This window comes from Embleya sp. L77, from assembly GCF_055557415.1.
In genome coordinates this window covers 2,239,629-2,261,735 of sequence record NZ_CM145709.1, presented here as the reverse complement: position 1 = coordinate 2,261,735, position 22,107 = coordinate 2,239,629, and the positions used below count along the sequence as shown (strand labels likewise).

19 protein-coding genes are annotated in these 22,107 nt (G+C 72.1%); 8 read left to right on the top strand and 11 right to left on the bottom strand.

Going from position 1 to position 22,107, the window contains the following annotated elements; genetic code table 11:
- Positions 1–572: 572 nt before the first annotated feature.
- Positions 573–1,871 carry a hypothetical protein gene (locus ACZOOI_RS09150; protein ID WP_465280242.1) on the top strand — a complete coding sequence of 433 codons (1,299 nt, stop codon included), beginning with the start codon at positions 573–575 and terminating at the stop codon, positions 1,869–1,871.
- Between the two features lie 173 nt (positions 1,872–2,044).
- Positions 2,045–3,235, top strand: coding sequence for an ABC transporter substrate-binding protein (locus tag ACZOOI_RS09145; RefSeq protein WP_465280241.1), 1,191 nt, complete (start codon positions 2,045–2,047; stop codon positions 3,233–3,235).
- Positions 3,236–3,560: 325 nt separating this feature from the next.
- Here ACZOOI_RS09145 and ACZOOI_RS09140 read toward each other — a convergent pair whose 3' ends face one another.
- The 3 genes from ACZOOI_RS09140 to ACZOOI_RS09130 all read right to left on the bottom strand — a co-directional run bounded on the left by ACZOOI_RS09140 (position 3,561) and on the right by ACZOOI_RS09130 (position 6,693).
- Entirely contained in the window at positions 3,561–4,703 is a 1,143-nt protein-coding gene (locus tag ACZOOI_RS09140) for a phosphotransferase family protein (protein ID WP_465280240.1), read from the bottom strand.
- Entirely contained in the window at positions 4,700–5,992 is a 1,293-nt protein-coding gene (locus ACZOOI_RS09135) for an acyl-CoA dehydrogenase family protein (protein WP_465280239.1), read from the bottom strand. Before ACZOOI_RS09135 ends, ACZOOI_RS09140 begins: the two co-directional genes overlap by 4 nt.
- A gap of 242 nt (positions 5,993–6,234) precedes the next feature.
- Positions 6,235–6,693, bottom strand: coding sequence for a MarR family winged helix-turn-helix transcriptional regulator (locus ACZOOI_RS09130; RefSeq protein WP_465280238.1), 459 nt, complete (start codon positions 6,691–6,693; stop codon positions 6,235–6,237).
- A gap of 403 nt (positions 6,694–7,096) precedes the next feature.
- Between ACZOOI_RS09130 and ACZOOI_RS09125 the strand changes: the two genes are divergently transcribed.
- Positions 7,097–7,711 carry a hypothetical protein gene (locus ACZOOI_RS09125; protein ID WP_465280237.1) on the top strand — a complete coding sequence of 205 codons (615 nt, stop codon included), beginning with the start codon at positions 7,097–7,099 and terminating at the stop codon, positions 7,709–7,711.
- A gap of 59 nt (positions 7,712–7,770) precedes the next feature.
- Here ACZOOI_RS09125 and ACZOOI_RS09120 read toward each other — a convergent pair whose 3' ends face one another.
- The 8 genes from ACZOOI_RS09120 to ACZOOI_RS09085 form a co-directional block, all read right to left on the bottom strand.
- Entirely contained in the window at positions 7,771–9,015 is a 1,245-nt protein-coding gene (locus ACZOOI_RS09120; RefSeq protein ID WP_465280236.1) for an ABC transporter substrate-binding protein, read from the bottom strand.
- A 22-nt stretch (positions 9,016–9,037) separates the two neighbouring features.
- Positions 9,038–10,177, bottom strand: coding sequence for a branched-chain amino acid ABC transporter permease (locus ACZOOI_RS09115; RefSeq protein WP_465281150.1), 1,140 nt, complete (start codon positions 10,175–10,177; stop codon positions 9,038–9,040).
- Positions 10,178–10,241: 64 nt separating this feature from the next.
- Positions 10,242–11,132, bottom strand: coding sequence for a branched-chain amino acid ABC transporter permease (locus ACZOOI_RS09110; RefSeq protein ID WP_465280235.1), 891 nt, complete (start codon positions 11,130–11,132; stop codon positions 10,242–10,244).
- Complete coding sequence (locus ACZOOI_RS09105; RefSeq protein WP_465280234.1) at positions 11,129–12,082, bottom strand: ABC transporter ATP-binding protein; 954 nt, start codon at positions 12,080–12,082, stop codon at positions 11,129–11,131. The genes ACZOOI_RS09110 and ACZOOI_RS09105 overlap by 4 nt, the downstream gene beginning before the upstream one ends.
- Positions 12,079–12,912, bottom strand: coding sequence for an ABC transporter ATP-binding protein (locus tag ACZOOI_RS09100; RefSeq protein ID WP_465280233.1), 834 nt, complete (start codon positions 12,910–12,912; stop codon positions 12,079–12,081). Before ACZOOI_RS09100 ends, ACZOOI_RS09105 begins: the two co-directional genes overlap by 4 nt.
- 182 nt (positions 12,913–13,094) lie before the next feature.
- Positions 13,095–14,294, bottom strand: coding sequence for a PucR family transcriptional regulator (locus ACZOOI_RS09095; RefSeq protein WP_391581177.1), 1,200 nt, complete (start codon positions 14,292–14,294; stop codon positions 13,095–13,097).
- Between the two features lie 193 nt (positions 14,295–14,487).
- Positions 14,488–15,279 (bottom strand): SDR family NAD(P)-dependent oxidoreductase, encoded by a 792-nt coding sequence (locus ACZOOI_RS09090; RefSeq protein ID WP_465280232.1) that lies wholly within the window; start codon positions 15,277–15,279, stop codon positions 14,488–14,490.
- Positions 15,276–16,022 (bottom strand): SDR family NAD(P)-dependent oxidoreductase, encoded by a 747-nt coding sequence (locus ACZOOI_RS09085; protein WP_465280231.1) that lies wholly within the window; start codon positions 16,020–16,022, stop codon positions 15,276–15,278. Before ACZOOI_RS09085 ends, ACZOOI_RS09090 begins: the two co-directional genes overlap by 4 nt.
- A 153-nt stretch (positions 16,023–16,175) precedes the next feature.
- On the opposite strand from ACZOOI_RS09085, the gene ACZOOI_RS09080 reads away from it, so the two are divergent.
- The 5 genes from ACZOOI_RS09080 to ACZOOI_RS09060 all read left to right on the top strand — a co-directional run bounded on the left by ACZOOI_RS09080 (position 16,176) and on the right by ACZOOI_RS09060 (position 22,101).
- Entirely contained in the window at positions 16,176–16,451 is a 276-nt protein-coding gene (locus tag ACZOOI_RS09080; protein WP_465280230.1) for an FmdB family zinc ribbon protein, read from the top strand.
- A gap of 45 nt (positions 16,452–16,496) precedes the next feature.
- The gene (fmdA, locus tag ACZOOI_RS09075; RefSeq protein ID WP_465280229.1) at positions 16,497–17,759 is read left to right on the top strand and encodes a formamidase; all 1,263 of its coding nucleotides are present in this window, start codon (positions 16,497–16,499) and stop codon (positions 17,757–17,759) included.
- Positions 17,760–17,869: 110 nt separating this feature from the next.
- Positions 17,870–19,639 carry a hypothetical protein gene (locus ACZOOI_RS09070; protein ID WP_465280228.1) on the top strand — a complete coding sequence of 590 codons (1,770 nt, stop codon included), beginning with the start codon at positions 17,870–17,872 and terminating at the stop codon, positions 19,637–19,639.
- A gap of 58 nt (positions 19,640–19,697) precedes the next feature.
- Positions 19,698–21,455, top strand: a complete 1,758-nt coding sequence (locus tag ACZOOI_RS09065; RefSeq protein ID WP_465280227.1) for a hypothetical protein — start codon at positions 19,698–19,700, stop codon at positions 21,453–21,455.
- Positions 21,456–21,543: 88 nt separating this feature from the next.
- Entirely contained in the window at positions 21,544–22,101 is a 558-nt protein-coding gene (locus ACZOOI_RS09060) for a putative glycolipid-binding domain-containing protein (RefSeq protein WP_465280226.1), read from the top strand.
- The last annotated feature ends 6 nt before the right edge of the window (positions 22,102–22,107 follow it).

Below are 22,107 nucleotides of genomic sequence, written 5' to 3'. Positions count from 1 at the left end.
GAGGGACACGAAGTCACGAGCGAGGGGCCGCTTTTTTCTCGGAGGAGCGAAGCGGGGGAGAGAAAAAAGTGGTGCCTCGGGAGCCGGCGCCGAAGGCGCCCAACAAGCAGCAACGTTGCGCCTGCGACTCTGGCGTGCTCGCTTCGCCGCGCTCGCGACTCGCCCCGCCCCCCTTCCCCGCGCCCCCCGCCCCCACTTCCCCGCCCCCCGACTCCGGCCGCCCCGCCCCCCCACCCCCACCCCCCGTCGCGCAATCGAGCCCCCAATTGCCCCAATTCGCCCGAAATCCTGCCTACCTAGCATGACGGTGGCTATCTCCACAAGGGAGAACACCGTGTGGTAACCGGTCGGTCACGCGTCTAGCCTGACCGGGTTGCCGAGCGGAACGAGGGGGCGCCCGTTCCATGTCACGCACCACAGCACCGATGTCCGGAAGTGCAGCACGGTCGGCCGCAAGTTCAGTCGGATCGGCCGGAGCCATTGCGTCGTCGGCTCGGTCCGGCGGCGGGGTGGGTGTGCGTCGGCGGGTGAGGGCTCGGCCGCGGTTGCCCTCGTCCACGCCGGGGCGATTGGTGGCGTTGGCGTTGCTGGTGGTCCTGACCCTGGTTCCCGTGTTCACCCTGTCGGTGTTGATCGCCGACCGTTCCGAGGCGACCGCGGCCGAGTTGAAGGACCGGCGGATCCCGGGTGTGCTCGCGCTCGATCAGGCCGCTGCCGCGTTGACCGAGGCCGATCGGGCGACCGCCACGAGCCTGGTGTCCGGCGCGTTCTCGTTGACCGGACCGGGTCAGGACTATCAGGACGCGGTCAAGCGGGCGAACCAGTTCCTCACCCTGGCCGCCGATCTGCACCGCGACGACCCCGCCGCCCGGACCCGGCTCACCGGCGTCAACGCGCTCATGGTCGAGTACACGATCATGGTCGGCCTGGCCCAGACCGGTGGCGACGGTCCGCTGTCCCTGGCCAACGTGTTCTACGCCTCCGATCTGCGGCGCTCGATCGTGACCAACCTGTACGTGCAGCGCCAGGCGGATCTGGCGGACATCCGTGCGGCCCGCTCCACGTGGTGGGTGGGCACGTACGTGGCGGTCCCGTTCGGCGCGACCGCGTTCGTGGCGCTGTTGCTCGTGCTGTTCGCGCATGCCTATCTGCGTCGTCGCTTCCGCCGTCGGACCAGTCCGCCGCTGTTGCTCGCCGCCGCCGCGTTGGCCGCGCTGATCGCCTGGACCGTGCTGCACGCGCAGAGCACGCACGACCGGCTGGCCGAGGGCGCCGGGCGGCGGGTCGTCGAGCAGTCCGCGCTGTGGCAGGCCCGGACCGCCGTGCACGAGGTGGTCGGCACCGCGGCCCTGGACATCGCCTCCGGTGGCGTCCGGCGCGCGACCGACGTCAAGGCCGGCCTCACGCTTCGGGATCTGGTCGACCCGCTTCCGTCGGCGGCGGAGATCGACGTCATGCGGAGCGGAGCGGATCCCAGGTTCGGCGGCCTGATCGCCACCGCCCTGGCCGAGGACCGCTCGTGGGCCCTGCGCGAGGCGGGTGCTCGGGCGCTGACCGCGGTGACCGCGCTGCGTACCGCCGCGGAGCGGGTCACGGCCCAGGCTCCGCCGGGTGGCACCCGGGACGGCGGGCCCGAGACCGAGCTGCTGACCGGTCGGGCTCCCGATCGCATGTCCGGCGCGGCCGACGACGCACAGACGGCGTTGACCGACGCGCTGATCGTGGTTCGCCGGGCGGGCGACGCGGCGCTGGCGGAGGCCGCCGACGACGGCGGGCTCACCCTGGGCGGTCCGGTGACGTGTGTGGCCGTGCTCGTACTGACCCTCGCGGGTCTGCTGATCCGCCGCTTCGAATACGGGAGGCTTCGGTGACCGAATCCGGCAGGCCGACACGGGAGTCCGAGGTGGTCGGGCCCGGCGGGCCGACCCGGGAGTCTGCCGCGACCAGGCCCGGCAGGCCGTCGCGCAAGTCCCCCCTGACCGGACGCGGCAGGTTGAGGTCTGTGTTCGGCGCTCTGCTCCTGGTCGGCGCGGGGTGTCTTCCGGTGGCATGTTCGACCGGTGAGCCGGACCGGGTGGTGGATGTGCTGGGCACCTGGGAGGGCAACGAACAGGATGTGTTCGAGGACGTGGTGGCGCCGTTCGAGGAGGACACCGGGATCGACGTGCGCTTCAAGGGCACCCGTGATGTCGCGGCGGTGTTGGCCGGCCTGGTGGACGAGGGCGATCCGCCGGAGATCGCGGTGCTCAGTTCGCCCGGCGACCTGTTGCACTACGCCAAGACGAACAAGCTCGCGCCGCTGGACGGACTTCGCCCGGGATACGCGCCGGAGTGGTTGGCGCCGGGCCGGGTGAACGGGCGGCAGTTGGCGGTTGTGCTGAAGGCAGCGCTCAAGAGCACCATCTGGTTCAACCCGACCAAACTTGCCCGGGTAGGCGATCCGAAGCCGACCACGTGGGCACAACTCCAGGCCACCACCGCCAAGTTGCGGGCCGCCGGGATCACCCCGTGGTGCATGGGACTGGCCTCCAGCACCACGTCCGGCTGGCCGGGCACCGACTGGATCGAGGATTTCGTGCTGGCCCGCTCGGGTTCGGACATCTACGACGCCTGGACGAGTGGCAAACTGTCCTGGCAGGCCAAGGAGATCCGGGCCGCGTGGCAGGCCTGGGGCGAGTTGTCGACCACCCCGGACACCGTCCCGGGCGGGTCGATCGGCACCCTGCTGACCGGGTTCGACAAGTCGGCCGAGCTGCTGGACCCGCGCGGCGGCTGTGTGTTCGACCACCAGGGCTCGTTCGTGTCCGGCAACTACGCGGACCGAACCCCGTCCGGTACCCGGCGCGACTACGACACGTTCGCCTTCCCCGGTTTCGGCACCCCGTCCCCGCGCGAGGTGGCGGGTGACGTCGCGGCGATGTTCCATGCGACCCCGGCCGCCCGGGACCTGCTCAACTACCTGATCGGTACGCAGGCGCAGGAACGGTGGGTCCGGTCGGGTACCGCGCTGTCCCCGGATCGCAACGTGTCGCCGAAGGCCTACCGGGACGAGGTGACCCAGGCCTTGGGCGCCGAGTTGGCCGGTGCGCCGGCGATCCGCTTCGATGCGTCCGACCTGATGCCGACCACGATGCGCAGCGCGTTCCAACGCGCGGTGTCGGCCTACGTGTCCGCCCCCGCGGACCTGGATCGCATCCTCGACGACCTGGATCGGGTGCAAGCCACCGCGTACTGATCGGCCCGGGTCGGGAGCGGAGTCGGCCGCCGGGCGAGCACATCGGAGGCGGTCGGCGGTCGTGCCGGCGAGGTCGTCGGGTCGATCGATCGAGGGCGGCGGACACACGCCCCGGCGGCCCGGGAAAGGGACGACGCGGGCCCGCCCCGGCCGGGCCCGCCTCGTCTCGAAGTGTTCGCCACGCTCCCTGGCGAACACCTGCAATCTTGGCCCCTCAACCGGCTACTCATGCGTATCCGGAGTGAAGTTCTTGAGAATTTTACCTTTCCCCGCACAACCGTCGAGGTATTTGCCCCGATATTCGGGGTTCGTTCCAGGCGGAACCTCACTCCTCCAGCGTGTCCCGGGCAATGTCCGCCAAACCGGATACCAGGGCTACGATCCGTGCTCGACGCGCACCCGACGCATTCGTCCCGCGACGCAGTGCACCCGCACAGACGATCGCCAGCTTGATCACCGCGAACGCTTCCCAGAACGGGATATGACGGATGCTCAGCTCGGCGGCCCGACCGGCGGCCCGATCGAGGGCCTGACCGAGGGCCTGCCCGGTGCCCGATTCGGCGGTTGCGGCGCGGTATTCGGCGACCAGTTCGCGTGCCGTGGGCAACCCCGGGTTGGCGTCCGGCAGATGCCCGCCCCGCTCGGCGAACAACAACCGGCCCGCCGGCCCCCAGTACGCGAGCAACTGGCCGAGATCCGCCTCCGGCGGCCCGAGCGTGGCCATCTCCCAGTCGAGCACCGCCAGCACCCGGTCGGGACGGGCCCGTTCGTACATCACGTTCGCCAGGTTGTAGTCGCCGTGCACGATCCGCTGCGGACCCGCCGTCGGCGTCCGGGCGGACAGTGCGGCCAGCACCTCGTCGACCGCGGGCACCGGATCCGCGCCGGACGCCGCCCACTGCCGCCGCCAGCGGCGCAACTGGCGTACCGGGTACGGCTCCGGCCGGGCGTACTCGGCCAGGCCCACCGCGCCCGGGTCCACCGCGTGCAGCACGGCCAGGGTCCGAGCCAGCGCGCGCCCGGCCGCCGCGGCGGTGGACGCGGGCAACTCCCGCACCGCATCGGCCCGCGCGTGCACGACCCCGTCCAGCCGAGCCATCAGATAGAACGGCCTACCGATCACCGCCGGGTCCGAACACAGCGCGACCATCGGTGCGATCGGCACCGCGCTGCCCGCCAACGCGGCCTGGAACCGGTATTCGCGGTCCATGTCGTGCGCGGTGGGCAGTCCGCCGCGCGCCGGTGGCGTGCGCAGCACCAGGTCGGCGCCGCCGCCCCGGACCCGGTAGGTGGGATTGGACGATCCGCCCGCCAGCGGCTCGATCCGCGGCTCGACCCCGGGCGCCAGCACGCCGTGCGCCACCGACCACGCGGTGAACGCGCGCAGTTGCGTCGCGTCCAGGGTTGTGCGGCCAGGTGTCGCCCCGCCCGATGACGTCCGGCCCGGGGCCGTCGGCTCCGCCGTCACGGCAGGTCCAGCCAGGTCGCGTAGCGCTGTTCCGCGACCGCGCGCCGGGTCGGGATGTGCTCACTCGGCCACCCCTCGACCGCGGTGTGGCCGCGCAGCGCGAGCTTGGCGACCTGCGCGACGTGCACCTCGTCCGCTCCGTCGGACAACCGGAAGTTGCGCGCGAGGCGGTACATCTCCTCCAGCGGCAGGTCGGTCGAGTAACCCAGCGCACCGTGCACCTGGATCGCCCGGTCCACCACGTCGTGCAGAACCTGTGCACCCCAGTACTTGACCTCGGAGACCGCCTGCCGGGCCGCCTTGGGGCCCTCGTGGTCCCAGGTCCAGGCGGCCTTGAGGGTCATCAGGCGCAGCGCCTCGATCTCGATCGTGGACTTGGTCACCATCTGCTGGACGAGTTGGTGCTCGGCCAGCAACCGGCCGTGCGAGCGCCGGGACAGGGCCCGTTCGCAGAGCATGTCGAAGGCCCGGCGGCACTGGCCGATCCAGCGCATCGTGTGGTGGATCCGGCCGCCGTTGAGCCGCTTCTGGGCGAGCGTGAACGCATCACCGGGGGCGCCGATCAGGTGAGTCCCCGGCACCCGGCAACCCTCGAAGCGGATCTCCGCGTGGCCGCCCAGGTTTGCCGTCGCGGCGCCGTCGTACGGGTGGTGCATGGTGTGCACGTCCCGCACGATCCGCATCCCCGGGGTGTCCCGTTCGACCACGAACATCGAGGCCCGGCGGTGCGGTTCGGCCTCGGGATCGGTGACCGCGAAGACCAGGACGAAGTCCGCCCGACGTGCGTTGGAGGCGAACCACTTGTGTCCGTCGAGCACCCAGTCGTCACCGTCCCGCACCGCCCGGGTCCGGATGCCGGTCGGGTCGGAGCCGGCCGTATGCGGCTCGGTCAGCGAGAACGAACTGGTCAGCCGGCCCGCCAGGAGCGGCCACAACCAGCGCTCCTTCTGGGCCTCGGTCGCGCCCACCGCGAGCAGTTCGCTGTTGCCCGAGTCCGGCGCCTGGTTGCCGAAGATCGCCGGTGCGGAGGGGGTCCGGCCGAGGATCTCGTGCATCAGGGCCAGTCGTAGCTGGCCGAAACCGCCGCCGCCCAGCGCCGGATCCAGGTGCGCGGCCCACAGGCCGCGGTCCTTGACCGCCTGCTTGAGCGGTTCGGTGACGGCCCGCCAGTTCTCCGCGCTCATCCGGGTTCGGACCAGGTCGAGTGGTTCGATCTCGTCGACCACGAGCCGGCGGATCCAGTCGAGTTCGGCCGCGACGTCCGGGTCGGTGCTGAAGTCCCATGCCATGGCCGGACGTTAACCCGGTTAATTAACAAGGTCAATCATCTCGCCGGGCCGGACGCACCGCGCGGCCCGCCGGGCGACCGAGACCCCAGCCGCGCCGGGCCCACGGAGCCCCGAGCCACCGGCCCGCCCCGCGCTGTCCGGCCGACGCGAGTAGGGCGGACGCGAATAGGACCGACGGGAGTAGGGCCGACGGGAGTAGGGCCGATCCGACTCGGGCTGTCCCGAGTCGACCCGCCCGACCGTCACTCCGCGTCGAGCGGGCCGCGCAGATCCGCGACCAAGCGCTGCATCCGGTCGGCCAGATCGGTGAGTTCCGCGGCCGTCCAGCCGGCCAACTGCCGGGCCAGCATCGCGTCGTTGGCCGCCACGAACAGCCGGTACGCCTCGCGCCCGTGTTCGGTGGCCTCCAGCAGCGCCACTCGGCCGTCGTCGGGGGCGGTGACCCGGACCGTGTAGCCGCCCTCCTCCAGGATCCGGATCTGCCTGCTCAGCGCGGCCGGTTGGATGTCGGCGCGCTCGGCCAACTCGGTCGGTCGGATCGGGCCGAAGTCGATGATGCGATGCAGCACGCCGATCGCGACCAGGCTGAGCGGCACGCCGGAGCGCTCGACGTGCAGGGCGTCCAGCCGGCGACTGCTCATCAGTCTGCGGATCGAGCTGATCGCCTCGTTGATCCTGCGTCGGCTCTCCACGTCGGTCATGGGCGTCAGCGTACGGGGCTGCCTGTGGGGCTACTTCGTCGCCGGCTCACGAGGGCTGTGTGTTGGGCGCCTTCGGCGCCGGCTCGCGAGGCACCACTTTTTCTTTCCCCCGCTTCGCTCCTCCAAGAAAAAGCGGCCCCTCGCTCGGGACTTCGTGTCCCTGCGCTTCGCTCCGGGCCACGAAGTCCACGCTTGCGGCTCCGCCGCTCTCCGCGCTGCGCGCGTCGATCACTGGGGGCGGGCTGGGTCGGGGGCGCTGACGCGCCTGGGGAGTGGCGGGTCGGGGCGGGGGTGGGCGGAGGGGAGGTGCCGGGCAGTGGGTGCCGGTGCGCCGGCCACACCTTCGAGCCAATCGGCGCCGTACCCCTGTCCGGACGGCCCTTCGTCCTCAACACTGATCTTCGTGCATGCCGAGGTGGTCGTCGTCGACCCGCGAAACGATTCCGGAGAGCGCGCGTTCGCGCTCACCACGCCCGAGGCCGCCGTTGTGGTGGCCGCCGCGTCGACCGTGCCGGTGGGTGGGTGTGGGCACGGCATGGACTGGTTCCTGCGTCGACTGGGCGTGCACCTGCTGGCCCGGTTGACCGACCGGCCGGACCGGGGGATAGCCGACTGTCTGGCCGACACCATCGCCGAGACCGCCGCGCTGCACGGGGCCCGCTGCGACCTCGCGCACGACGCCACCCCGGCCGCGTCGGTGGTCGCGTGCCGGGTGCTGGCGCACGACCTGCAATACCTGGTGCTGGGCCCCGGGGTGGTGAAACTGCACCACCCCGGGGGCCCGACCAGCCGGATGACCGGCCCCGACGGCCCGCTGGCGGCGGTCCGGGCCCGCCCGAGCATCGCCGCACACGCCACCACCGGCACCGCGCGCCTGCACACCCTCACCGGCGCATCACTGGCGGCGGACGCCACCGGCCACCCGGGCGCCCGGATCACCCTGACCTTCCGGCCCGGCCCGATCCCACCCGCCCCGTCCTCCGGCCGCCGATTCGGCCGCGGCACCCACGAGCCCTGAGGCCGGGGCCGCCCCGGGTGCCTTGAGCCCCGGGGCCCGGGCACCGGGCCCCCAGGCGACTAACCCGCCGCAGGCAGCTTGTACTCGTGCGTCGACGGCACCTCGAAGGCGTCCTTGGCCACCACCAGGTTGCCGGGTGCGGTCTTGCTCGGCTTGAGGATGTACGACTTGTAGGACGCCGGCTTGGCCGGGTCGGAGAAGTCCTGTGGCGCGCCGAGTCCGGTGTCCATCTGCTTCTGCTTCCGGTGCGCGGCGATGATCCCGGCGTGCGACAGGTCCTTGTCGGCGCACGCCGCCTTGAGGTCCTCACCGAAGATCTTCATCGAGTTGTACCCGGAGATCACCCCTTGATCGAGCGTCCCGTCCGGGTACTTGGCCTTGTAGTCCGCGGCCAGCTTCTTCACGGCCGGCGTGTCGGCACCGATCGCGGGCGCCGCACTGACCACGTACAGGAGTTGTTCCAGCGCACCCGCCGCGGTACTGGCCATCACCTGGGGGTGGAAGCCCGGCGCGCTGGTGAGCACCGGCACCCGAAGGCCCGCCACCGCGCCGAAGCCGACCAGGGTCGCGGTCTGGGTCGGCCCGGCGCTGATCAGGATCGCCTTGACGCCGGCACCGCGCATCGCGGCGATCTGCGCGGTCAGATCGGTGTCGGTCGCCTTGATCTTCTGCTCGACGATCTGCACGCCGAGCTTCCCGGCCGCGAACTTCGCGCCCGCCAGGGCGTTCTCGCCGTACTCTCCCTCGAAGTAGACGTGTCCGACCTTGTCCCCGGACTTGAGCTGGGCGGCCTGGCCCAGGAAGTCCATCGCGTTGATCATGTCGATGTCGTACGTGGTCCCGATGATCTGGATCTCGCGCCGATCGAGCAGCGTCGCGGCCCACGCCTGCGGGAAGGTCAGGATCTGATCCTGTTTCAGACCGTCCTGCAACGCGGTGACCACGGCCGAGCCGATCACCTGCGGGAAGCCCGCGACGCCGCCCTTGATCTCGGTGTAGGCGGCCACTGCCTTCTGGACGTCGTAGCCGTGATCGCGCACCGTGATGGCGAGCTTGCGCCCGCAGATTCCGCCCTGCGCGTTGATCTCGTCCACGTACAGCTGTTGTGCGTTGACGATGCTCTTGCCCAGCGGCGCGTACGGACCGGACAGGTCGGTCAGCGCGCCGAGCGTGATGGTGGTGTCGGTGATCCCGGGTCCGGTCTTGACCCCACCGGACTGCTTGTCCTTCTTGTCGTCGTCACCTTTGGTACTGCACGCCGTCGCGGCCAGCACGAGCGCCGCGAGCGCCGCCCCCACACGCACGCCATTCCGGAGCCTCACTGTGTTACCCCTTCGAGCCGGTACGGATGGAGCCCTTGGTACGTCCGAGTCGTTCGGTGCGGCCCCCGATGGGGGTGCCGCCGGGCCGACCGCGCAGCAGGCCCACCAGCCCGCCGGGCGCGAACAGCAGGACGAGCACGATCGCCGCGCCGTACAGATAGCGCGCGGCCTCGCCGGGTCCCACCCCGGAATCCGGGCTGCCCGGCGCCACCACCAGCGGCAGCGTGTCGGCGTACTTGCTCAGCACCTGCGGCAACATCGTCACGAACACCGCGCCCACCACGGCGCCGGTGACCGAGCCGAGACCGCCGATCACGATCATCGCGAGGTAGTCGATGGACAGCGCGAGCCCGAAGTAGTCCGGCACCACGCGGTTGAAGATCATCGCGATCAGCGCGCCCGCCAGACCCGCGTACATCGACGACACCACGAACGCCGCCGAGCGGTAGCGGGCCACCGGAACTCCCATGACGGAAGCGGCGATCTCGCTGTCGCGCACCGCGCCGAGCGCCCGGCCGGGGCGCCCGCGCAGCAGGTTGCGCGCGGTCAGCGCGGCGACCAGGACCAGCACCAGCGCGAAGTACCACAGCCGCTCCAGTTGTCCGAACGGGATGCCGAGTACTTCCAGGCCGTCCGGGTCGCCGTCGGTGAGCGTGAAGCCGCCGAACTCCATCGGGGTGACCGAGCGTCCGTTGAAGCCGCCGGTCACCGACTTCGCGTTGAGCATGACGTGGTGCCCGATGAACACCAGGGCCAGCGTGGCCACGCCGAGGTACATCCCGCGCAGCCGGCCGGAGATCGGGCTGAACAGGCCGCCCACGATGCCGGTCAGCAGCACCGCCAGCACCAGTGCGAGCAGCGGCGGCAGGCCCGGCCCGCTCAACTGCTGCACGCCGACCTTGCCGGAGTCGCCCGCGAACCACACGTAGCCGTAGGCACCGCACGCGAGGAAGAAGGCGTGCCCGAGCGAGAGTTGGCCGGTGGTACCGGACAGCAGGTTCAGCCCGATCGCGCCGATCGCGGCGGCCATCGCGAACAGGCCGGTCTGCATCCAGAACGCGGTCACGTAGAAGGGCAACACCAGCAGGACCAGCACCACCGCCGTCACCGCCCCGGGCGCGGCCCACCTGCGCAGCCCCGGCAGCGCGGGCGAGGCGTGCCGCGCGGGCGGTGTCGGTGCGGGTCTGGGCACCGTCGAGGACACGCGGTCAGACACGAGCACGCTCCTTCGAGCCGAGCAGGCCGGTCGGCCGCCAGATGAGCACGAGCAACATCACGACGTAGGGGGCGACATCGCCGAGGTTGGCGCCGAGCCAGGTCATGTCGCTCTGGTAGCCCGCCATCAGCGCCGCGGTCAGCCCCACCACGAGGCTGCCGAGCAGCGCGCCGGCGGCCGAGTCCATCCCGCCCAGGATCGCCGCCGGGAACGCGGCGAGCGCGATCTGTCCGGTGGAGCGGTCCAGGCCGGCGGAGGGGAACGCGGCCAGGAACACCGCCGCGACGGCGGCCAGGGCACCCGCGACGCACCACGCGGTGAACTGGATCCGGCCCAGCCGGATGCCCATCAGCGCGGCGGCCTCCCGGTCCTCGGCCGCGGCGCGCATCGACAGGCCCCAGGCGGTGAACCGGAACGCCGCGAAGAACGCGCCGATCAACAGCACCGCCACCACGATGCACGCGATCCGCGCGTCGGCGATGTGCACACCGCCCCAGTCCCGCACGCCGGCCTTCCACGGATCTCCCAGGCTCAGGACGTCGGACCCGATTCGGCGGGTGAGTTCGGTGGTGAGCAGGATGTCCACGCCGATGGTGAGGATGGTCAGGGTGTGTACCTCGGTGCGCCCCAGGCCGCGGATGAACAACACCTCGACCAGGCCCGCCACGGCAGCCGTCACCAGCACCGCGGCAAGCAGCGCGAGCGCGAAGCCGAGGTCGTCGTGCAGCTTGGCGACGGTGAATCCGCCGAGCAGCAACAGGGACGCGTGCGCGAAGTTGATCACTCCGGACGCCTTGAAGATGACCACGAAGCCCAGCGCGATCAGGGCGTATACGGATCCGAGGGCAAAGCCGTTGAGGATGATCTCGGCGAGCTTGGTCATGTCGGGACCTCTCGGTCGGTGGCCGCCGGATCGGGATGGTGGGGGTGGGCGGTGGTGCCGGTCGGGGTGTCGGTGGCGGGGGCTGTGGTCGGGTCGGGCCGGCGCGCGGGGCCGTCCTGGTTCTCGGCGGAGTCCGCGTCCGAGTCCTCGCCGGTCCCGAGGTAGGCCCGGATCACCGCCGGGTCGCGCTGGATGTCGGCCGGCGCGCCGCTTGCGATCCGGCGGCCGAAGTCCAGCACCGTCACCTCGTCCGCGATCCGCATCACCAGGCCCATGTCGTGCTCGACCAGCACGATCGAGATGCCCAGCGAGTCGCGGATCGAGGCGATCGCATCCGAGGTCTCGGCCCGTTCCTCGGCGTTCATCCCGGCGACCGGCTCGTCGAGCAGCAGCACCTTGGGTTCCATGCACAACGCGCGGGCCATCTCGACCCGTTTGCGCATGCCGTACGGCAACAACCCCACGGGAGCGTCGAAGACCGGGCCCAGGTGCATGAACTCGGCGATTTCCCGGGCTCGTTCGCGATGTCGTCGCTGCTCGCGGACCGCCCGGGGCAGGTGCAGCGCGGTGGCCGCGAACCCGGAGGTGGTCAGCACATGCCGACCCAGCAGCAGGTTGTCCGCGACGGTGCCCCGGGTGAGCACGATGTTCTGGAAGGTACGGGCCAAGCCGAGTGCGGCGATGCGATGCGGCGGCAGCCGGGTGAGTTCGTGCTCGCCCAGGTGCACCGTGCCGCGATCGGCCCGGTACACGCCGGAAAGTACGTTGAAGCAGGTCGACTTGCCCGCGCCGTTCGGACCGATCACCGCGTGGATCGAGCCCGGCGCGACGGTGAAGCCGACCGCGTCCAGCGCGACCAGGCCGGCGAAGCGCACGGTGACCGCGCGTACGGTCAGTTCGGGTACGTCGAACTCCCGCACCTGGGTGGTCTCGGTCGGGCCGACGGTCATTCCACCCACCTCCGGAGCGGCTTGCGCGGGGCCGGCGGGGCCGGCGTGGCAGTGGCGTCCGCGCCGGCCGCCTCCTCCTCGCCCAGGTACAACCGGCGTACCTCGTCGGTGCGTGCGAGGTCGGCCGAGGAGCCGGCGAGTCGCACCTCGCCGACGTCGAGCACAAAGGCCTTGTCGGCGAGGTCGAGCGCGACCGTCACGTTCTGCTCGACGAGCAGCACGGCCACACCCTGTGCGGCGATCTCCCGGATCACGCCCGCGATCCGACCCACCATCATCGGCGCCAGGCCCAACGACGGTTCGTCGAGCAGCAGCAGCCGCGGTGCGGCCATCAACGCCCTTCCGATCGCCAGCATTTGCTGTTCGCCGCCGGACAACAGCCCGGCCCGCTGGGTGCGCCGTTCGGCCAGGACCGGGAAGAGTTCGAAGACCCGGTCGCGGTTGGCCCGGGCCTTCGCCGTGCCGGGCTTGCCCTGCCGCAGCCCACGCGTACTCAACGCGCCGGCCTGGAGGTTCTCGTCCACCGAGAGATTGGCGAACACCCGCCGGCCCTCCGGGACCTGGACCACGCCGGCCCGGACGATCAGGGCCGGATCGCGACCCGCGAGTCGTGCGCCGCCGTAGTGGATCGTGCCGGCGGTGACCGCGCCCCGATGCAGGGACAGCGTGCCGGACACGGCTCGGAGCAACGTGCTCTTGCCGGCTCCGTTCGCCCCGAGGACCGCCACCACGCCGTTCGCCGGGACATCGAGCGAAATACCGCGCAGGGCCCGAACCGACCGCCCGTAGACGACTTCGAGCCCCGCCACGAGGAGCGCTCCCGATTCCACCGCACCCCTCCCCGCTGTTGGAGTGACCGCGATCACAGCACGGGGTGCGACCGGAGTCCAGATCTCCGGACCACATCGGGGCATCCGACCAACGCGGTGCGTGAGCCGCTGTGCAGCGGCACAGGAGGGGTCGGTGGGGCTCGGGCGCGGGGCGAGGCGGCGGGTGTGGGCCGCGGGGCGGGTCAGGTGCGCAGGCGGTGTGCGTCCAGGGCCAGGGCGAGTTCGACGAGGTCGCGGGGGAGGCCGAGTTCGCGGCCGGTCAGTTGTTCCAGCCGGCGCAAGCGGTTGAGCACGGTGTTGCGGTGGCAGAAGAGGCGCCGGCCCGCGCGCACCGCCGAGCCGCCGGAGTCGAGCCACGCGCCGAGCGTGCCGAGCAACAGATCGCGGTCCACCGGGTCGAGTGCCAGGATCGGCCCGAGCACGCGCGCCGCGAGATCGTGCGCAAGATCGGGCTGCGAGGCGACCAGTGCGGCGGGCAACCGCTCGTCCAGTCGGGCGCATTCGCCGTCGGCGGTACACGTTCGCAGGGCGATCTCGGCGAGCCGCCGAGCCCGGCCGAGTGCGGCGAGCCCGTCGACGATCGCACTGATGCCGGCCCGGGACCCGGCCGCTGGGCCGAACGTTTCGGCAACCTCGTCCAACCCCGCCGTGCCGAGCAGTACGACCGCGAACTCCCCCTCCATTCGGGCCCGCCACACCACCCGCACGCCGTCCGGCGCCGCCCGCCGCGGCGCGTCGTGCACCCCTGTGCCGGGCAAGGGATGGCGCAACGCGACCACGGCATACCGGCCCCGCTCGGGCAGGTCGAGCACCGCCGCCGCGGCGGCGAGGTCGGCCGCCGGCGCCCGGCCGTCCAAAAGCGTGTCCAACAGGGCGTGCACCCGTTCGTCATGACGATTCGTCAGCTCCGCCTCGACCCGCCGATACGCATCGGCGATCGCCGCGGCATGTCCGTCGACGAAGTTCCACACGTCGGTGGCCACGTGCACCAACAGCCGCACCTCGTCCGGCTCCTGCTCCGCGGCGACCTCGACCAGGGTCTGCCACAGGAGCACTCCGCCGAGTCGGTAGGCGTGCAACAGGGCCTCCAGCGGCACGCCTTGCTCGGCCCGCCGCCGGGCAAGCCGACCGGAGGCCCACCGGCTGCCCTCCAATTCGCGGGGCCACACCGCGAGCGCTCCCACCCCGACGCGCAACGCCTCGTGCGCACTCTGCCAGAGCTCGTCCGGCGGCACGCCGCCGTCCAGATAGGCGGGTTCGAGCGCCTGGAGCTCCGCCACGAGCCGATCCGTCAACTCCGGCAACCGCGCCGGCAACACCCGAGCCGCCCGCCGCAACAACGCGGTGTGCGCCGACCCCCCGGACAACTCCGCTTCGACCATCGTTCCCCCACCCCCGCAAGGCCAAGGACGCCGTCCGGGGCCACACTGACAGATCGGGGGCCCGGGTAGACAGGAGATGATCGAGCCGGGACCCAGATGTGACGTGTGGGCGAGGACGCGCCGAACGAGGTCGGATGCCGGGGCGGTCCGGTCGGGCGCGCCGGCGCACCGGGCCGGCGTGGTGATGTTCGGCTTACAGGAAGGTGTCGCGGCCGCCGTTGACGATCAGGGTTTGGCCGGTGATGTAGCGGGAGCCGGCGGTGCACAGGAATGTGGCGGGGGCGCCGATGTCGGTTTCCGGGTCGCCGACTCGGTGCATCGGGACCTTGTCTGCGATCCGGGACTCCATGGTCGGGTCGGCCTCGAAGGCGGCTGCCAGTGCGGGGGTGACGGCCAGGGGAGCGAGTCCGTTGACCCGCACCCCGCTGGGGCCCCATTCGCGGGCCAGGGCCTTGACGAAGCCGCGCTGGGCGCCCTTGACGCCCGCGTAGAAGGACAGGTTGGCGCTGCCCCGCATGCCGGCGGGCGAGGTCAGCAGCAGCAACGCTCCCCGGGTCTCCCGCAGGTGCGGGTAGGCCGCGTGGGCCACCGTGAACGAGCCGGTCAGCGAGACGTCCGCGTGCTCGCGCCACAACTGCGGTCCGGCCCGCTCGAAGTCCACCGGTTCGCTGGAGCGACGCGAGGTCGCGTTGTGCACCACCGCGTCCAGTCGGCCGAACCTGGCCACGGTCGCCTCGATCGCGGCGCGTACCGACTCCGCCGAGGTGACATCGCACTCGGTTGCCCATCCGGCGCCGCCGCGCGCGGTGATCTCCTCGACCACCTCGGCGCCGGCGGCGCGTCGGCGGGCGGTCACCACGACGGTGGAACCCGCCGCCGCCAGGGCCAGGGCGATGCCCTTGCCGAGGCCGGCCGCCGCGCCCGTCACCAGGGCGACATGCGCGGTCGTGGTGTCTTCGGCGCCCGCTGCCGCGTTCTCGGTCATGGCGTCATCAGCGCTCCTCCGTCGACGATCAGGGTGGTCCCGGTCATTCGGGCCGCCGCCGGCGCGAGCAGCAGCGATATCGCGTCCACCACGTCCGGCACGGTGCCGGCGCCGGGCAGGACCGCTTCGCCGCGGTCCACGTCGGTGCCGCGCAGGTGTTCGGCGCCGTAGGCGAACACGTCCGGGGTGACGATGTTGACGGTGACCCCGTCGGCCGCCCAGCGCCGGGCCGCCGACTTGGCCAACGCGCGCAGCGTCTCGGCGGCGGTGGCCAGCGGGACCAACTCGGCGGCACCCTCGAGCGCGACCGCGGGCACGACCAGTACGAACCGGCCCCGACGCGGCGCCAGCACCTCGTGCGCGGCCTGAAGCACCGTCAGGCCGTGCCGGATCGGATCCTCGGCGAGCCGCTGCCACTCGGCACCGGTCAGCGTGGCCAGCGGACGCGGCGTGAACGCCTCGGCGGCCACCAGGGTGTACACGAGCACATCCACCGCGTCGTGACCGGCGTCGCGCAGCGTCGTGCCGAGGGCGGTGCGGAAGGCGTCCGGGTCGTCGAGCGGAGCACACAGGGTCACCACGCGGGCACCGGCCTGTTCCTCGGCCTCGGCGATTCGGGCGGCGGCCGGGTCGGGGTCGTGCGGATCGCACAGGATCAGCTCGCAACCGTCCCGGACGAGCCGGTGCGCGACGGCCTCGCCGAGGTCTGCCGCACCCACGACGAGGGCAACACGTTTGCTCACGAGACCTCCGAAGGTGGTGATCGACAGCGCGATGGAACCACGGAGCTCGCGAATTGACCATGCGTCAGTCCAACCCGCGTGTCGGCCGTTTTCTTTTGCCCGGTGCTGTGTTGTGCTTCCAGGCACACCCGGTGATCAGGCGAGGGAGCGGTCGTGGCGACCTACGTGTACCGATGTGCCGACTGCGGCGACTTCGAGCTGGTCCGCCCGCTCGGCGAGGCCGGCGCGGACGAGCGATGCCCCGGCTGCGCGGCGCCCGGCCGACGGGTGTGGACCGCACCCCGGCTCGGCAACAGCGGCGTCGGCATGCGCACGGCCGCCGCCGAGGAGCGCTCGGCGCACGCGCCCGCGGTGACCTCGGGACCGCCGCCCCGACCGGGTGTGCGCGGTTCGGGCGACCCCCGACACGCGCGTCTGCCCCGGCCCTGACGCATCGTCAACGGCCGCCCTTCCGCCCAGTCTTCGAGGAGTCACATGCCCGAGGTCGTGTTCGGTGTCGACCAGTCCCGCCCGTTCCGGGAGCAGAAGGCGCTCGGCCACAACCGGTGGCACCCGGACGTACCCCCGGTGACCGTGGTCAAGCCCGGTGCCGAGTTCCGGATCGAGTGCCGCGAGTGGTTCGACGGCACGATCGGCAACAACGACAGCGCCGACGACGTGCGCGACGCGGATCTGACGATGGTGCATCAGCTGAGTGGGCCGATCGGGGTGGAGGGCGCTCGGCCGGGCGACCTGCTGATCGTGGACATCCTCGACGTCGGCGCCTGTCCGCAGGACGAGACCTTCCCGGTGACCGGCCCGGTAGCCGGCCAAGGGTGGGGCTACACCGGCCTGTTCGCGAGGGAGAACGGCGGCGGCTTCCTCACCGACCACTTCCCCGGTGCGTACAAGGCGGTGTGGGACTTCCACGGACAGCGGGCCACCTCCCGGCACATTCCCGGGGTCGAGCTGACCGGCATGATCCACCCCGGCCTGATGGGTACCGCCCCGTCCGCGCGGCTGCTCGCCGAGTGGAACGCCCGCGAGGGGGCGCTGCGCGCGACCGACCCGGACCGGGTGCCGCCGCTGGCGCTGCCGCCCGAGCCGATCGCGGCCGTGCTGGGCTCGATGGATGCCGCCCGGGCCGCGTCCGCCGCCCGCGAGGCCGCGCGGACCGCGCCGCCGCGCGAGAACGGCGGCAACCAGGACATCAAGAACCTGACCGCCGGTTCGCGGATCTTCTACCCGGTGTTCGTCGACGGCGCCAAGCTGTCGGTGGGCGACCTGCACTTCTGCCAGGGCGACGGGGAGATCACCTTCTGCGGCGCGATCGAGATGGGCGGGTTCATCGACCTGCGGGTGGACGTGCTCAAGGGCGGGATGCAGACGTACGGCGTCACCACCAACCCGATCTTCATGCCGGGGCGGTCCGTACCGCAGTACTCGGAGTACCTGACCTTCACCGGATTCTCGGTCACCGAGGACGGCGAACAGCGCTACCTGGACTCGACCCTGGCCTATCGGCGGGCATGTCTGAACGCGATCACCTACCTGACCAAGTTCGGCTACACGCCCGAGCAGGCCTACCTGATCCTGGGGGCGGCGCCGATCGAGGGTCGGTTCTCCGGCGTGGTGGACATCCCCAACGCGTGCGCGACGCTGTACGTGCCGACGGAGATCTTCGACTTCGACATCCGCCCGTCGGCCTCGGGACCGGCCTTCGCCGACCGCGGGCAGTGCGCGACGACGAGCGCCTGAGTCGACCGAGAGGTGCACCCCGCGAGCGGGGTGTGTGGGTGCACCTCGGCCGAGTGGTTGTCGGCCGGACCCCGTAGCTTCCGGGTGAGGACGCCACGGAGGGTGCACGAGTGTCGAAGACCGCCATGATCGCGCTGCTGGCCGAAATGAACGATGCCGACGGAGTGATCTTCGCACGGATCCGGAACGAGATGCCGGCGGCCCTGCGCGACACCGAGGTGCTGCCGCCCGCCGTGGTGCGCACCGCGCTCCATCTGGACGACGCCGCCGCGCTGTTCGCGATCGCGGGCAACCTGGGCGTGCCGCGCGGTGCGATCGCCGAGCTGTACAGCGGCCCCGCACTGCGGATGTTGCGCGCTCTGCGCGCGCTCGGCCCCAAGAACCCCCGCGCGTATACCGAGGCAACGCGTGGCGTCGGCGAGTTGATGGATCGTCACCTCGGCGGCTCGGCCGCGGCCTGGGGCCGACTGCTTGCGTTGTTGCCGACCTACGAGGGGCCGCTGCACGCGGCGATCGAGGCCGCGGGCACGGGCGATGACGAATCGGGACCGGCCGACCCCGCCGAACTCCTGTCGGTGCCATCCGAGTTGCGCACGGAGTTCCGGCAGTTGGCGCTGCTTGCACCGGCGGATTCGATCGCGCGGCTGTTGCCCACGCTGCGTCCGCACATCGTGCGCGACCTGGTCCGCTTCGGCGTCGAGGTGCCGCCCGCCGTGCTCGCCGACACGATCGCCCGGGCGACGCCCGCGCAGCGCCGCTCGCTGGCTCGGGCCAGGCGGGCGCTGCCCGAGGTGGGCGCCGCACTGATCGGCCTCGACGACCCCGCCCTGAACGCGCTGGTCTACCTCAATCCGCACACCGGCGAGGCGATTCGGGCCCGCATCATGGCCTCCTCGACGCCGCTGCACCCGACCCTGGTGGAACGGCTGTGCGACAACTGGTCGATCCCGACCCGGCTGCCCGCGCTGTGGTCCGGCGATCCGCTCCTGGTGCGCGCGGCGATGCTCAAGCAGCGCACGATGACGATCACGCTCGCCGAGAGCCTGGCGATCTGGCAGGACAGCGGCATCGAGGGACTGCGCCCGCACGCCCGACACGAGGTGGCGATGCCGGCCGGCGCGGAACCTCGGCCGTTCCGGGCCCCGCGCTATCGCCTGCTGTTCATGATCACCCTGTTGCGTCTGTGCGATTGCGCCGGCCCCCGGGCCGCGCTCGACCTGCTCGACGAGGTGACCGTGGCCGAGTCGGAGGAGCGGCGCTATCGCGAACTGCTCTCCTCGCCCGCCGGGATCGCTCGACTGCGTGCCGAGATCGACACCGCCGGCGGCACCCGCCGGCTGATTCGGCGACTGCGAGCCGACCTGCCGCGGTTCGGCTGGCCGATGCTGGAGACCACCTCCGTGGACTGGGCCGAGATCACCCGGGCACATCGCCGCAAGCCGTTCTCCGACCCGGCGTTGGCGCTGTTGGCCACACAGGACGGCTGCCCGGCCGAACTGCGGCGCGAGGCCGGGTGGGCGCCGACCGGCGGGCGTTGGCCGGTGCCGATCGGTTGGAGCGACCCGAGGACAGGCCGGGGACTCGCCGCAGCCGAACGCGCGACGGCCGCCGACGTGGCGGCGGGGCGGATGCCGATCGGCGAGCTGCTGACCGGTCCGCGTGCGGCCTCGGCCTGCGAACTGCTCGCGCTGCGCGACACGATCGCCCCCGACGGCCGCTCCGCGCACGAACTCCGCGACGGATTCCACGAGTTGCTCGAACGCCGGGTCGCCCCCGCGGACCGCGTGGCATTCGCCGTGGTCGCGCTGCGCCTGCTCCCCGAGTTCGAGGGCAGCCTGGCCCAACTGATCGACACCGCGGCTGCCGCCGTACGCGGCTGACCGACCCCCTTCCCACCGTCGGCCCGAGCGGGCCCGACTCCCGAGAGGGCTACCCGACATGCAGTATGGCTCCGCGTTCGCGCTGCTCGCCGCGCTGGACAACGCCGAGGGCGAGGTGTTCGCCCGGGTGCGCGGCTCGTACGCACCGCACCTGGGCGAGGCACGCGACCTCCCGGTCGCGCTGATCACCTCGGCGATCCGATACGGCACCGGCGCCGACCTGGTCAAGATCGCGGCCCGGACCCGAAACGTCCGGATGACCACCGAAGTCCTCGCCGAGGCCCGACCCGCCGTCGCCGTACTGCGCTTCCTCCGGCATTGCGGCGCGAGCGACGGCTTCTCCTACCTGCGCCCGATCACCGAGGTGAGCGCGCTGCTGGACGCGCGGCTCGGCGCCGACCCGCGCGCCTGGTCGCGGCTGCTGACGCTGCTGCCCGACCACCAGGGCACCGTGACCGAACTCGTCGAGGCGGCAGCCGCCGGCGAGGGCGGCACCGAGGCGATCCCGACGCCGCCGCGCACGGTGACCACCGAATGGCGGCAACTGCTCCTGCTGGCCCACCCCAAGCACCTGAGCGCCCTCGTCCCGCACCTGCGCCCCCGCACCGTGATCGACCTGGTGCACTTCGGCGCCCGACTGCCCGCGCCGCTCGTCGCCGACGCGGTGCGCCGCGCGACGCCGACGCAGCGCCGGGCACTGGCCGCGGCCGAGCACCTGCGTCCCGAGGGGTACGACGCGCTGATCGACCTGGGCGACCCGGCGCTGAACGCGGTCGTCTACGCCAATTCTCGGGCCGGCGACCGGGAGCGGAACCGGATCATGGCCGCCGCGGGCGAGGTCCCGCTCGACCCGGCCACGATCGAGCGGGTGATCCGCTCGGACAACGCCCGCTACCGGCGCCCCGCGGTGTGGTCCGGCGATCCGGCGCTGGTGCGCGCCGCGCTGCTGCGGGTGCGACACATGAGCGTGAGTGTCGCCGAGTGCGTCGAGACGTGGGAGCACGGCGGCGTCGAGGCGCTGCGCCCGCGGTTCCACAACGCCTATCAGCGCAAGCAGTACGAGCCCTTCGTGGTGCCGCTGCATCGGGCGGTCCTGCTCGGCGCGTTGCTCGCCCTGTGGGATCGGCACGGCGTGGCGCAGGCGGAGCTTCTGGTCGCCGATCTGCCGCTGCGCGATGCCTCGGCGGCCAAGCTGCGCACGATGTTCGCGGCCGGCGACGCGGGACACGCGCGGATGCGGGCCGAGTACGAGCGCGAACTCGGCCGGCGGGCGCCTCGGTCCGAGCACCCGCGCGTGCCGCAGGGCTTCCGGGTGGCCGCGCCCTGGGATCCGCGGGCCGGCTGGGACACGCTCGTGGCCGCACACGCGCAGGAGCCGCTGCCCGGGGCGAGCGCGCGCTTTTTGACCGCGTTCCCGCACTGCCCGACCCCGATCGCCGAGGCGGCCGAGGACGGCGAGATGTTGCGCGGGCAGTGGCCCGCGACCGACGGGTGGTATCGAACGTTTCCGCACGAGCCGGTCTACACGAAAGAGGTGCGTCGACTGCGCACCGAATGGGGGAGGATTCCGGGGCTGGCGGAGCAGGTGTTCACCGGCACCACGCCCGCCGAGCAGGCGCTGGAGCTCTACGACCGGATCCAACGGTACGCGCCCGACCCGCAGTCGGCGGCGGAGCAGCGGGTGCGGATGGCCGAGTACATCCGCGAACACCTGGGGGCGGACCTGGAGGCGCGGGTGATCGCCGCCCGGATGGCCCCCTCGTTCGTCGGGACGCTGCCCGAGTTGTTCGCGACCGCGGCCGCCGCGGCCGGCTGAGCGGGGCCGGCCCGGAGGATCGCGCGGGGGCGCGTGGCGGCCGGAAAAGCGTTGGTGTGGAGGGCCGATTCGGGGTACCGATGCACACGTGACGGATGAGCGCGTACTGACGTGGCAGGTGACCGAGAGCGGCGGGCAGGAGACCTCGTGGGTCGAGTTGGGGCAGTCGCGGCTCTCCGCGCGTGGTGAGGCCCTGGGCACGACGCCTCGGTCCTATCGACTCACCTACGAGTTGGAGACCGCCGAGGACTACGTGACCACACGGTTGCGCGTGGTCGCCCAGGGTGCGGGCGAGACCAGGCGGCTGGATCTGCGGCGCACCGCCGACGGCTGGACCGTGGACGGTGTGCCGCGGCCGGACCTGGCCGACGCACTCGACTGCGACCTGGGCCTGTGTCCGCTCACCAACACCATGCCGATCCTGCGGCACGGGCTGCACGAGGAGGCCGGCCGACACCGCTTCCTGATGGCCTTCGTGGCCGTGCCGGAGCTGGTGGTGGAGCCGTCCTGGCAGACGTACACGCACCTGGGGGTGGAGCCCGACGGGGCTCGGGTACGCTACGAATCCGGTGACTTCCGCAGTGACCTGCTCGTGGATCACGAGGGATTGGTGCTGGACTATCCGCAGTTGGCGACCCGGATCTGAGCCGTC